Annotated in this window: 11 protein-coding genes; 4 read left to right on the forward strand and 7 right to left on the reverse strand. The window is 62.2% G+C overall.

Going from position 1 to position 12,144, the window contains the following annotated elements; all coding sequences use genetic code 11:
* The first annotated feature begins 59 nt into the window (after positions 1–59).
* Complete coding sequence (locus ACSSVC_RS13525) at positions 60–983, forward strand: LysR family transcriptional regulator (RefSeq protein WP_346631859.1); 924 nt, start codon at positions 60–62, stop codon at positions 981–983.
* 36 nt (positions 984–1,019) lie between these two features.
* Here ACSSVC_RS13525 and ACSSVC_RS13530 read toward each other — a convergent pair whose 3' ends face one another.
* The 3 genes from ACSSVC_RS13530 to ACSSVC_RS13540 form a co-directional block, all read right to left on the reverse strand.
* Positions 1,020–1,748, reverse strand: a complete 729-nt coding sequence (locus tag ACSSVC_RS13530) for an aspartate/glutamate racemase family protein (RefSeq protein WP_446440174.1) — start codon at positions 1,746–1,748, stop codon at positions 1,020–1,022.
* 55 nt (positions 1,749–1,803) lie between these two features.
* Entirely contained in the window at positions 1,804–3,351 is a 1,548-nt protein-coding gene (locus ACSSVC_RS13535; RefSeq protein ID WP_492612397.1) for an NCS1 family nucleobase:cation symporter-1, read from the reverse strand.
* Positions 3,352–3,879: 528 nt separating this feature from the next.
* The gene (locus ACSSVC_RS13540; protein WP_492612398.1) at positions 3,880–4,614 is read right to left on the reverse strand and encodes a phosphoadenylyl-sulfate reductase; all 735 of its coding nucleotides are present in this window, start codon (positions 4,612–4,614) and stop codon (positions 3,880–3,882) included.
* A 175-nt stretch (positions 4,615–4,789) separates the two neighbouring features.
* Between ACSSVC_RS13540 and thrH the strand changes: the two genes are divergently transcribed.
* Positions 4,790–5,407: a bifunctional phosphoserine phosphatase/homoserine phosphotransferase ThrH gene (thrH, locus tag ACSSVC_RS13545; protein ID WP_015634738.1), complete on the forward strand. Its 618-nt coding sequence runs from the start codon at positions 4,790–4,792 to the stop codon at positions 5,405–5,407.
* A gap of 233 nt (positions 5,408–5,640) precedes the next feature.
* Here the strand turns inward: thrH and pabB are convergent, their stop codons facing one another.
* The 4 genes from pabB to rloA form a co-directional block, all read right to left on the reverse strand.
* Entirely contained in the window at positions 5,641–6,984 is a 1,344-nt protein-coding gene (pabB, locus tag ACSSVC_RS13550) for an aminodeoxychorismate synthase component I (RefSeq protein ID WP_404939945.1), read from the reverse strand.
* Between the two features lie 147 nt (positions 6,985–7,131).
* Positions 7,132–8,118, reverse strand: coding sequence for an alpha-L-glutamate ligase-like protein (locus ACSSVC_RS13555; protein WP_346631855.1), 987 nt, complete (start codon positions 8,116–8,118; stop codon positions 7,132–7,134).
* Positions 8,118–9,650: an osmotic stress tolerance membrane protein RloB gene (gene rloB / locus ACSSVC_RS13560; protein ID WP_346631854.1), complete on the reverse strand. Its 1,533-nt coding sequence runs from the start codon at positions 9,648–9,650 to the stop codon at positions 8,118–8,120. The genes ACSSVC_RS13555 and rloB overlap by 1 nt, the downstream gene beginning before the upstream one ends.
* Before the next feature lie 5 nt (positions 9,651–9,655).
* Positions 9,656–10,192, reverse strand: coding sequence for a retropepsin-like aspartic peptidase RloA (gene rloA / locus ACSSVC_RS13565; RefSeq protein ID WP_402890994.1), 537 nt, complete (start codon positions 10,190–10,192; stop codon positions 9,656–9,658).
* Positions 10,193–10,459: 267 nt separating this feature from the next.
* Here rloA and ACSSVC_RS13570 point away from each other — a divergent pair, with 267 nt between their 5' ends.
* Together ACSSVC_RS13570 and prpB are read left to right on the forward strand one after the other, a co-directional pair.
* On the forward strand, positions 10,460–11,182 hold the full coding sequence (locus ACSSVC_RS13570) for a GntR family transcriptional regulator (RefSeq protein ID WP_346631852.1): 723 nt from the start codon (positions 10,460–10,462) through the stop codon (positions 11,180–11,182).
* Complete coding sequence (gene prpB / locus ACSSVC_RS13575) at positions 11,179–12,072, forward strand: methylisocitrate lyase (protein ID WP_011060181.1); 894 nt, start codon at positions 11,179–11,181, stop codon at positions 12,070–12,072. The genes ACSSVC_RS13570 and prpB overlap by 4 nt, the downstream gene beginning before the upstream one ends.
* The last annotated feature ends 72 nt before the right edge of the window (positions 12,073–12,144 follow it).

The following is a 12,144-nucleotide window of genomic DNA, read 5'->3' on the forward strand; positions in this document are numbered from 1 at the left end:
CTCTGTGTAGCGGGTAATCCCTATACTCTGTGTAAACCAAAAGTTTGGAATCCCTGGTAATGGAAGCTTTCAGCAGTATCGAATGTTTTGTCCGCAGCGCTGAAGTCGGCAGCTTTGCCGAGGCCGCGCGACGCTTGGGATTGACCCCGGCCGCGGTAGGAAAAAGCGTGGCCAAGCTGGAGGCCCGGGTCGGTGTGCGGCTGTTTCAGCGCAGTACTCGACGTTTGACCCTGACCGAAGCCGGACGCTTGTTCCTGGCAGAAGTCAGTGACAGTCTGCTGACCATCCAGAATGCCGTGAGCAGCCTGTCCAACGTCCAGGGGCGTCCGGCGGGCACGCTCAAGGTCAGCATGGGAACGGTGTTTGGCTGTCTGTACATAGTGCCGATGCTGGGGGCCTTCCTGCAGCGTTACCCGGACATCCAGCCGGACTGGCATTTCGACAATCGCCAAGTGGACCTGATCGGCCAGGGCTTCGACGCCGCCATCGGTGGCGGTTTCGAACTGCCGCAAGGGGTGGTCGCCCGTCGCCTGTCACCGGCCCATCGGGTGCTGGTGGCCAGCCCGGCCTATCTCGCAGGGCGGGCGTCGATTGGCGAGCCGGAGGATCTACGGCATTGCCGGGGGATTCTGATTCGCTCACCGCAGACCGGGCGCATCCGCACCTGGCAACTGACTGGCCGCGCCGGCGGTGTGCGCCCACTGGAGCTCAAGGCCAGCATGACCATGAGCGATTCCGAAGCGGCTTGCGTCGCTGCGGCCCAGGGACTGGGGCTGGCCCTGGTGAGCATGCCGTTTGCCGTCAACTACCTGCGCAGCGGCGCTCTGCAGCGGGTCTTGCCGGATTGGTACGTCGATGACGGCTACACCTCGATCTACTACGCCGAACACAAGATGCTCCCGGGCAAGACCCGGGCCTTCGTCGACTTCGTCATCGAGCAGTTCGCCGAACAGGGCCTGGCGCAAACCTTCAGCGCCCTGTAGGCGCCGGCTTGCCGGCGAATCCGCTCGTGGCCTGGCTCAGCGCCCCAAGCGCATCGGCCAACCCAGCACTTTCTTCGGCCGCGGCGTCGCATAGGTCCGCACCTTCGATGTGGACAACCCCAGGCGTACCAACGACTCGGCGATGGTCACCGCCGCCGTGACCCCGTCCACCACCGGCACCCCGGTGCGCTGGCGGATCTGCTCATCCAGCCCCGCCATGCCGCCACAACCCAGGCAGATGACCTCGGCCTTGTCCTGGGTCACCGCCAGCTCGGCCTGGCGCACAATGGATTCCACCGCCCGTAGTGGGTCTTCTTCCAGTTCCAGTACCGCCAGGCCGCTGGCCCGCACCGAGGCGCAGCGCTCATACAGGCCGGACAGCTTCAGCCGGTCCTCGATCAGTGGCACGGTACGATCCAGGGTGGTCACCACCGAGTAGGCGTGGCCAAGGAACATCGCCGTGCTGGCGGCGGCGTCGGTGATGTCCACCACCGGAACATCGAGCAACTCCTGCAGACCTTCGCGGCCGTGTTCGCCATAACCGGCCTGGATCACCGCGTCATAGGGCTGGTCGTAGGCCAGTACGCGATCCATCACCGCGATGGCCGCCAGGTAGCTTTCGAAGTTGCCTTCCACCGATTCGGCGCCGAAGTAGGGGGTCAGTCCGACGATTTCCGTGCCCGGCGCTGCCACGCTTTGTGCCTGGCGGGCGATGGCCTGGGTGATGCTGTCGGTGGTGTTGACGTTGACCACGAGAATGCGCATGGGGGTTCCTTACAGGTTGGGCAGTTCAAGGCCCGGCGCGCCGGGCCGTTCAGGTTCAATGACTGACGTTGTCCACGGCGATGGATTCGCCGCTGACATCGGCGTACCCGGGTTGGCGCTTGGCGATGATCAGGTACAGCAGGCCGGCGATACCGGCGCCGATCAGCCAGGAAAAGGGCGAGACGCTGGCAAAGCCCGGCACCAGGGCCAGCACGATGGCAATCAGCGCGGCGGGCACGAAGGCCGCCACCGCCCGCAGATTGACCCCGCGGCTGTAGAAGTACGCGCCTTGCGGGTCTTCGCTGTACAGCTGCGGCACGTGGATCTGGGCTTTGCGCAGGATCCAGTAGTCCACCATGATCACCCCGTACAACGGGCCCAGCAGGGCGCCCAGGCCGGAGAGGAAATACACGATCACCAGCGGGCTGTTGTACAGGTTCCACGGCAGGATCAGCACCGCCAGCGCGGCACTGATCAGCCCGGCGCGGCGGAAGGTCAGGTACTTGGGCGCCAGGTTGCTGAGGACGAAGGCCGGGGCTACGAAGTTGGCCATGATGTTCACAGCGACGGTGACGATCAGGAACGCCAGGCAGCCCAGGACCAGAAACAGGGTGTTGGGGATCGAGGCGATGATCTGGGTCGGACTTTCGATGACCTGGCCGTTGATCTGGAACTGTGCGCCGCACAGCAGCACGGTGATCGTGGCGAACACCAGGATGTTCACCGGGAGGCCCCAGAAGTTGCCGACCTTGATGGTCTTGCGGCACGGCGAGGAGCGGGCGAAGTCGCAGAAGTTGAGAATCAGGGTGCCATAGATCGCCAGCCACAATGCGCCGCCGGCGAAGATCTGCCGCCACATTTCGCCACCGGTCAAAGGTTCGCGGATCGACCAGGCAATCTGCCCATCGGCCTGGGAGTACATCCACCCGGCGAGGCAGGCCACGGTCAGCAGAATGATCGGCCCGGCGAAGGCTTCGTAGCGGCGGATCATCTCCATGCCGTAGGCGAGGATTACCAATTGCACCAGCCAGATCAGCACGAAGCAGACCCAACCCAGGGTGGACAGGCCGAGGATCGAATTGTGGTCGTAATCGGCGAAGCCCGGATGGATCGCAGTCAGCAACACGCGAAATACCACCGAGGCCAGGTAGGTCTGGATGCCGAACCAGGCAATGGCGATCACCGCGCGGATCAGTGCCGGAATCTGTGCGCCATGGATGCCGAAGCTGATGCGGCTGATCACCGGGAACGGCACCCCGGTCTTCTGGCCCATGTAGCCGGACAGGTTCATGAAGCAGTACACCAGCGCCGCGCCTATTCCCAGGGACAGGAGGATCTGCCAGCCGCCCAGGCCCAGGGTGTAGAGGCCGATGGCAAAGGAGTAGTTGGCGATGTTGTGCACATCGTTGGTCCATAGGGCGAAGATGCTGTAGCCGCCCCAGCGGCGGCCTTCGACCTTGGTCGGCGCCAGGTCGCGGTTGTGCAGGCGCGGGCTGAGGATGACGCTGTCCGGATCGGTTGCAGTGATGGGCTGTTGCAGGTTGTGCGAGTGCGGCGAGGAGGGCAGATCCAGTGCGATGTTGTTGGAAGGGCTGGTGTGCATTCCGGCGGCTCCTGATTCCGGCCCTGGATGACTGTGCTTGAGCCCAAGGCTCGACAATCTTCGTCGCAGGGGAGGAATCACTGGGTTCGGGGCATCTGCAGCTTGAGTCGTGGATCAGGCGTGCGGACGGTTAGTGTATGTATGTTTTGATTTTTTTGTATACAAAACATAGATCGACTAAAGCCACTTCTGTGCCAATTGCGCAGCTATGAAATGGGCTGCTGATTTCGTTTTGTTATGAGTTGTCCCTAACTGTATGAAACAGTGAGATTAAAAATTGACCGTTTGAACAGGTATTTATTTTTCGTCAGGCACGACAGCGCATGTCATGAAATCTGACGGAAGAAAGGTCTGTAACCTTTTGGGGCGGTAGCTGCTGAAAGTGCACACAAAAATGGCACTGATAGTGACATTTATGTGTACATGTTGGTTGTGGGGGGACGGGCGCCTTGCGTTTGCCAGCGAAGGCGTCCTCAGGGGGGAGGGCTCATTCGCCGGCAAGCCGGCTGCTACAGAAGAAGGGAGGGGTCAGGCTTTGCTGATGAGGTTGCCGGCGTGCAGGCCGCATTCCTTCTGGGTGGCTTCTTCCCACCACCAACGGCCTTCGCGCTCGTGCTGGTTCGGCAGCACCGGACGGGTACAGGGCTCGCAGCCAATGCTGATGAAACCGCGTTCATGCAAGCTGTTGTAAGGCAGCTCGAGCATGCGGATGTAGCCCCAGATCTCTTCGCTGCTCATCTGCGCCAGCGGGTTGAACTTGTACAGCGGGCGTTCCGGCGTGGAGAAGGCGCTGTCGATCTCGAGTGCCGCCACCTGGCTGCGGGTGCCCGGGCTCTGGTCGCGGCGCTGGCCGGTGGCCCAGGCGCTGACGGTGGACAGTTTGCGTCGCAGCGGTTCGATCTTGCGGATGCCGCAGCATTCGCCATGGCCATCCTTGTAGAAGCTGAACAGGCCCTTTTCCTTGACGAAGGGTTCGAGCTTGCTGTGGTCCGGCGAGATCAGCTCGATGTCGATCTTGTAGTGCTCGCGCACCTGATCGATGAAGCGATAGGTTTCCGGGTGCAGGCGGCCGGTGTCGAGGCTGAATACCTTGACGTTCTTGTTCAGCTTCCAGGCCATGTCTACCAGCACCACGTCCTCGGCGCCGCTGAAGGAAATCCACAGGTCATCGCCGAACTGGGCGAAGGCCAGCTTGAGAATGTCCTGGGCGGATTTGTTGGCATAGGTCGCAGCGAGTTCAGCGACGTCGAACGATGGGTTCATCAGGGCGGTTTCCTACAGGTCGGTGGCGCTGTGCGCTCTATAGGGGGGCGATCTTAACAAAATCCACCCGGCCCTGGCGCGCTCCTCTGCGTTGCGCCTGCGCAGGCGAATCGCTAGAGTTCGGCAGTCCTTTTGCTCGCTCAATTTAAATAATCAGAACCAATGGGAGTGTCTTGTGGAAATTGCCTGTCTCGATCTGGAAGGTGTACTGGTCCCGGAAATCTGGATCGCCTTTGCCGAAAAAACCGGGATTGAATCCCTCAAGGCAACCACCCGGGATATTCCCGACTACGACGTATTGATGAAGCAGCGCCTGCGGATTCTTGACGAGCACGGCCTGAAACTCTCCGATATCCAGGAAGTGATCGCCACCCTCAAGCCTCTGGATGGTGCGGTGGAGTTCGTCAACTGGTTGCGCGAGCGCTTCCAGGTGGTGATCCTCTCCGACACCTTCTATGAGTTTTCCCAGCCCTTGATGCGCCAGCTGGGTTTCCCCACCCTGCTGTGTCACCGCCTGATCACCGATGACGGTGGCCGGGTGACCGGCTATCAACTGCGTCAGAAAGACCCCAAGCGCCAGTCGGTGCTGGCCTTCAAGAGCCTGTACTACCGGGTCATCGCTGCCGGGGATTCCTACAACGACACGACGATGCTGGGGGAGGCCGACGCCGGCATCCTGTTCCATGCGCCGGACAACGTGATTCGCGAGTTCCCGCAGTTCCCCGCGGTGCACAGCTTTGCCGAGTTGAAGCAGGAGTTCATCAAGGCTTCCAATCGCACCCTGAGCCTGTAACCCGGTTCGCCGGCGAAGAGGCCCTTGGATTTTTCACAAATCCTGTCGACGCCTTCGCTGGCAAGCCAGCTCCTACGGGGGGGAGAACGACGGGCTCTTGTAGGAGCCGGCTTGCCGGCGAACAGGCCTTTGGATTGTGCGCAAATCCTGCCGACGCCTTCGCTGGCAAGCCAGCTCCTACGGGTGGGAGAACGACGGGCTCTTGTAGGAGCCGGCTTGCCGGCGAATAGGCCCTAAAGCCCCTGCAATGTCTCCAGCAACACCCGTACCTTGGTGATGGATTCCTGGTACTCCGCCTGCCAGTCCGAATCCGCGACGATCCCGCCGCCGCCCCAGCAACAGATCTGCCCGTCCTTGGCCAACAGGCTGCGAATGGCGATGGAGCTGTCCATCTCCCCGCGTACGTCCAGGTACAGCAGCGAGCCGCAGTACAACGCGCGCCGGGTGGGCTCCAGTTCGTCGATGATCTGCATCGAACGGATCTTCGGCGCCCCGGTGATCGAGCCGCCGGGGAAGCTGCCGGCGATCAGGTCCAGAGCATCCTTGTCGTCCGCCAGCTCGCCGGTCACGGCGCTCACCAGGTGGTGCACATTGGGGTAGCTTTCCAGGCTGAACAGCTCCGGCACGCGCACCGAGCCGGTGCGGCAAGTGCGCCCCAGGTCGTTGCGCAGCAGGTCGACGATCATCAGGTTTTCCGCCCGGTCCTTGGGGCTGGCCAGCAGCTCGGCGGCGTTGGCGGCGTCTTCTGCGGCATCCCGACCCCGGGGACGAGTGCCCTTGATCGGCCGGGTTTCCACCCGGCCCTGGCTGACATGAACGAAACGCTCCGGCGACAGGCTGAGCACCGCGCCGTCATCCGGCAGGCGCTGGAAGCCCGAGAACGGGGTCGGACAGGCGGCGCGCAAGGCGCAGTAGGCGACCCAGGGATCGCCCTGGTACTGGCCGCGAAAGCGCTGGGCGAAGTTCACCTGATAGCAGTCGCCGGCCTGGATGTAGTGCTGGATGCGTTGGAAGGCCTGGCGGTAATCCTCGGCGCTCAGGTCGGCCCGCATGGCGCTGGTCAGCTTGAACGAGGCTGCTGCCGTCATGGGCGGCTGGTTGAACAGCTGGATCAGGCGCTGGCGCTCGGAGGCTTCCAGGCTGGGGTGGAACAGCAGTTGGCTGGTGCCCGTCTGGTGGTCATTGATCAGCGCCCAGGCATACAGGCCAAAGCGTGCCTCGGGCAATTGCAGGTCATCCCGGGCCTGGCTCGGCAGGCGCTCCAGGTGTCGGCCGAAATCGTAGCTGAGGTAGCCGATCAGGCCGCCGGCGAAGGGCAATTCATAAGGCGCGGGCACTTGGGCCTGGCCCAGGTGCTGGAGGTTATCGCGCAGGCGTTGCAGGAAGTCGCCGCCAGGCTCGTCAGCGGCCAGGGTCAGTTCTGCCAGGGGCCAGGCGCTGAGCAGGTCATAACGGCCGCGCTCGGCGCTGGGGCGGCCGCTGTCCAGTAGCACGGCACCGGGGGCGTGTTCGATTGCCGCGAAATACTCGGCGGGGTTGGCGCGATAGGGAAGCGGGTGTACGGAGCAGGTCAACATGCGGTGCAGATCAGCCATCGGAGCGCGGCTGGCGATTGTATGCCTCTGCAGGAGTTGCTCCTAGAGGGGATGTCGGCGATTGCCCCTTGAACGGCGCATTTACCGACCTGTAGCCGTTGCCTGGGGCAGCGGCTACAGCCGGGGCTGTCAGCCTTCGACGGGAGGAATGTGGCCGAACAGGTCCTGGGCGAAGCGCACACGCTCTGCGACGGTTTCCTCGATGCCACGAGCCTTGAGTTCCTCAAGGTGGGCTTCAATGGCGTGGGTGCGCTGGGTCAGGCCGCAGTCGTTGGCGATCTGGATATTCAGCCCGGGCCGGGCATTGAGTTCGAGAATCAGCGGGCCCTTGTCCTGGTCCAGCACCATGTCCACGCCGATGTAGCCCAGGCCGCACAGCTCGTAGCAGCCGGCCGCCAGCTTCATGAAACCGTCCCAGTAGGGCAGTTGCACACCGTCCACGGCATTGGTGGTGTCCGGATGCTTGGTGATGATGTTGTTCAGCCAGGTGCCGCGCAGGGTCAGGCCGGTGGCCAGGTCGACGCCGACGCCGATGGCGCCCTGGTGCAGGTTGGCCTTGCCTCCGGACTGGCGGGTCGGCAGGCGCAGCATGGCCATCACCGGGTAGCCCATGAGCACGATGATGCGGATGTCCGGCACGCCTTCGTAGCTGATGCTCTTGAAGATCTGGTCCGGGGTCACCCGGTATTCGATCAGTGCCCGGTCGCGGTGACCGCCCAGGGAATACAGGCCGGTGAGGATGCTGGAGATATGATGCTCGATCTCCTCATGGCTGATGATCTTGCCGGATACCGTGCGATAGCGGCCCTCGAAGCGGTCGGCAATCACGATGATGCCGTCACCGCCGGCGCCCTGGGCCGGCTTGATCACGAAGTCGTTGCGCCCTTTGATGATCTCGTCGAGCTTGTCGATTTCCTTCTCGGTGGAGATCACCCCGTACAGTTCCGGTACATGGATGCCGGCCTTGATCGCCCGTTCCTTGGTGATGATCTTGTCATCGACGATGGGGTACAGGCTGCGCTTGTTGTACTTGAGCACGTAGTCGGCGTTACGCCGGTTGATGCCCATGATTCCCCGCGCTTCCAGGGCTTTCCAGGTCTTCCACAGGCCGAACATCAGGAGTCGGCCTTGACGAAGGCTTTGAAGCGCACCAGCTCCGTCAGGCGGTAGCCGCGGTAGCGACCCATCGCCAGCATGAAGCCCACCAGGATCAGCAGCATCGCCGGGAAGGTGAAGACGAAGTACGTAAGCTCCGGCACGCTCATGATCAGGTGTGCCAGGGACGCGGCGAACAGGGTGCCGATGGCGACTTTCATCGCATGGCCGCCGCCGCGTTCTTCCCAGGTAATGGACAGGCGTTCGATGGTCATGGTCAGGATCACCATCGGGAACAGCGCCACCGACAGGCCGCGTTCCAGGCCCAGCTTGTGGCTGAACAGGCTAATGGCGGCGATCAGCACCACCACGAAGGTCAGCACTACCGAAAGCCGCGGCAGCATCTGTAGCTTGAGGTGTTCCAGGTAGGAGCGCAGTGACAGCCCGAGCGCGGTAATCACGGTGAACAGCACGATGCCGAAGCCCAGTTGAGTCTCGCGGAAGGCCAGGGCGATCAGCACCGGGGTGAAGGTGCCCAGGGTCTGCAGGCCGATCAGGTTGCGCAGGATCAGGATCACCAGCACGCCGATGGGAATCATCACCATGATCATGAAGGTCTGCTGGGTCTGCAGCGGCAGGCCGTACAGCGAGTATTCGAGGAAGTTGGCGTCGGTGTTCTCGTCGGTCAGCTTGGCCAGGCGAATGGCGTTCATTTCGCTGTTGTTGAGGCTGAAGGTGACGTTGGCCTTCTTGCCGCCATCGACGGTGATCAGGTTGTCATCGCCGGTCCACCACAGCAGGCGATCGCTGGGCATGCCCTGTTCGCCGGTTTCCGGGTTGAAGTACAGCCAGTCGGTGCCGTTGAAGCTGCGCAGCCAGAGTTCCGGAGTCTGCGGCTGATCGGCCACCAGGCGAATGGTATGGACCTTCTCCATCGGCACGTGGGCGATGGACAGCAGCAGTTCGACGATCTTGGCCTTGTTGGCGCTGGACGGGTCGCCGGCCAGCAGCAGCTTGGCGTTGTCGTCATTGGCGTTGTTGACGCGCTTGATGGCCTCGCTGATGAAGGTCTCGACGTCCGCCGAGTGCTGGCGGATCGGCGCCAGCAGGGCTTCTGCGGCGATCTTTTCCGGGCCTTCCACGGCCATGCTGTCGCGGAAGGTCGGGCCCTTGATCTTGGACTTCTCGGCGCTGTAGCGCTTGGTCAGTACCAGGCGGTAGTACAGGGTCTGGTTGCCCTTGGCCCGGCGTGCCGACCAGGTGACCTTGCGGTTGCCGTCGACGCGGTTGACCGCCACCCCGTAGTTGTTGGAAATGAAGCTCTCGTTGAGGCTCACATAGTCGCGGCTCAGGGGCGGCACGAACATCTGGATCTTGATCGGGTCCTTGCCGTTGGCGACGAACTCGACCTTGGCATCGATGTTCCACAGATCGTCGGTGGCGTCTTCGGTCACCGGAATGCCGAGCACGAAGATCTGATAGGCCGTGATCGAAATGCCCAGCACCACCAGGATGGCGATCAGGACTTTCAGATGAAGGGTAAGAGAGCGCATTGGAATTACTCTGCGGTATGAGCGTCGGTGGCGCAGGCGGGTTTGCCAGCAGCGTATTTAAGACTGGGGTCGACCAGCGCATCGAAGCGTTTCAAGGCTTCGGAGCCAATCAAGAGCGGGTATTGGAAGGCGCTGCGGTCGGTCAAGTTCACTTCGATGCTGCGCAAGGCACTGCCCATGCAGACATCCAGGGCGATCACCGGACGCGCGGTGTAGTTCTTGTCCTCATCGGGGTCATAGTCGCCGGCGCGGCGCTTGATCTTGCTGACTCGGGCCAGCGGCCGTTCGATGGGGTGGGAATGGGCGGCGTCGATGGCCAGGTAGAAACGCACCCAGGATTCGCCGTTGCGCTTGAAGCGCTTGATGTCGCGGGCACTTAAGGAAGCAGTCTTGGCACCGGTGTCGAGTTTGGCTGCAACTTCCAGGTCGATACCTGACAGTTGCGCGTACTCGTTCAAACCGTAGACCGTCTTGCCGGCGGCGGCGCTGATGCCGGGCAGGGCAAGCAGACAGAGGAGTAGGGGAAGGGCCTTGAGTCTCATAGATCCTGATGGGCTTGGGTTCTTCAGTTCAAGGCGACCGGCATTGCTGCGCAAGCTCCCTCGTATGCGTGCCATAAAAAGATGACAGGCCAATGCGGGCGGCATTCTAGCATGCTGGTTTTATGGCGCCAGCGTCGGGGGCGGGCCTTTTGTCTCGTTTTGGTGCAAAGGGTTATTAGACGATTGTCGACAATCTCAATTTTTCCTTTGACTGTTTAGGGTGTATTGGCTAATTTTTGCCTAATTGATTTTCAAGGTGTCGACAATATGCTGGATCAACTGGAACATCCGCTGCCGACGCAGGACGATTCTGAAACCCTGTCCGAAAACGTCTTCCGGCGGATCCAGGCCGCCATCGTCAAGGGCGAGATCGCCCCGGGCAGCAAGATCTCCGAGCCTGAACTGGCCCGTACTTACGGCATCAGTCGTGGTCCGCTGCGCGAGGCCATCCATCGCCTGGAAGGTCAGCGCCTGTTGGTACGAGTGCCGCATGTCGGCGCCCGGGTGGTGTCCCTCAGCCACGCCGAGCTGATCGAGCTTTACGAAATCCGCGAATCCCTGGAAGGCATGGCCTGTCGCCTGGCGGCGGAGCGCATGACCACCGAGGAAATCGACGAGCTGCGCCGGGTGCTCGATACCCACGAGCGCGATGCGGCGTTCCAGGCTGGCGTCGGCTACTACCAGCAGGAAGGGGATTTCGACTTCCATTACCGGATCATCCAGGGCGCCGGCAACCGCACCCTCACGCAAATGCTCTGTGGCGAGCTGTATCAACTGGTGCGCATGTACCGCATCCAGTTCTCCGCGACCCCCAACCGTCCGCACCAGGCCTTTGCCGAACACCACCGGATTCTCGACGCCATTGCCGATCGCGACGGCGAACTGGCCGAGCTACTGATGCGCCGCCACATCGGCGCCTCGAAACGCAACATCGCGCGTCACTACCAGGACAGCGCCCATCAGACAGCCACTCCACGAGGTGAGTCATGAGTTCCAACAAGAGCACTCCAGGCCAGCGTTTCCGCGATGCGGTCGCCAGCGAACAGCCGTTACAAGTGGTGGGTGCGATCAACGCCAACCATGCGTTGCTGGCCAAACGCGCCGGTTTCAAGGCGATCTACCTGTCCGGTGGCGGGGTCGCCGCCGGTTCCCTCGGCGTGCCTGACCTGGGCATTACCGGCCTCGACGACGTCCTCACCGACGTGCGCCGCATCACCGACGTCTGCGACCTGCCATTGCTGGTGGACGTGGACACCGGTTTCGGTTCTTCGGCGTTCAACGTGGCCCGCACCGTCAAGTCGATGATCAAGTTCGGCGCCGCGGCGATCCATATCGAAGACCAGGTGGGCGCCAAGCGCTGCGGTCACCGTCCCAATAAAGAGATCGTGTCCCAGCAGGAAATGGTCGACCGCATCAAGGCCGCGGTGGATGCCCGCACCGACGACAGCTTCGTGATCATGGCGCGCACCGACGCCCTGGCGGTGGAAGGTCTGGAGTCGGCCCTGGAGCGTGCCGCGGCGTGCATCGAGGCCGGCGCCGACATGGTGTTCCCGGAAGCCATCACCGAGCTTGAGATGTACAAGATCTTCGCCGATCGGGTGAAAGCGCCGATCCTGGCCAATATCACCGAATTCGGCGCAACCCCGCTGTACACCACCGAACAGTTGAAATCCGTGGATGTTTCCCTGGTGCTGTACCCGCTGTCGGCGTTCCGTGCCATGAACAAGGCGGCGGAAAACGTCTACACCGCGATCCGTCGTGACGGCACCCAGCAGAACGTGATCGACACCATGCAGACCCGCATGGAGCTCTACGAGCGCATCGACTACCACAGCTTCGAGCAGAAGCTCGATGCGCTGTTCGCCCAGAAGAAAGGTTGAATCAATCCCTGTGGGAGCGAGCGTGCTCGTGATGGCCACCAACAATGACGCGCAATCCCTGACACGCTGGGG

Source organism: Pseudomonas sp. E1BtOHC1 (assembly GCF_058744285.1).

Coding starts and splice junctions, on each gene's coding strand:
- ACSSVC_RS13525 (WP_346631859.1), top strand. CDS start 60: ATGGAAGCTTTCAGCAGTATCGAATGTTTTGTCCGCAGCGCTGAAGTC.
- ACSSVC_RS13530 (WP_446440174.1), bottom strand. CDS start 1,748: ATGCGCATTCTCGTGGTCAACGTCAACACCACCGACAGCATCACCCAG.
- ACSSVC_RS13535 (WP_492612397.1), bottom strand. CDS start 3,351: ATGCACACCAGCCCTTCCAACAACATCGCACTGGATCTGCCCTCCTCG.
- ACSSVC_RS13540 (WP_492612398.1), bottom strand. CDS start 4,614: ATGAACCCATCGTTCGACGTCGCTGAACTCGCTGCGACCTATGCCAAC.
- pabB (WP_404939945.1), bottom strand. CDS start 6,984: ATGTTGACCTGCTCCGTACACCCGCTTCCCTATCGCGCCAACCCCGCC.
- ACSSVC_RS13555 (WP_346631855.1), bottom strand. CDS start 8,118: ATGTTCGGCCTGTGGAAGACCTGGAAAGCCCTGGAAGCGCGGGGAATC.
- rloB (WP_346631854.1), bottom strand. CDS start 9,650: ATGCGCTCTCTTACCCTTCATCTGAAAGTCCTGATCGCCATCCTGGTG.
- rloA (WP_402890994.1), bottom strand. CDS start 10,192: ATGAGACTCAAGGCCCTTCCCCTACTCCTCTGTCTGCTTGCCCTGCCC.
- ACSSVC_RS13570 (WP_346631852.1), top strand. CDS start 10,460: ATGCTGGATCAACTGGAACATCCGCTGCCGACGCAGGACGATTCTGAA.
- prpB (WP_011060181.1), top strand. CDS start 11,179: ATGAGTTCCAACAAGAGCACTCCAGGCCAGCGTTTCCGCGATGCGGTC.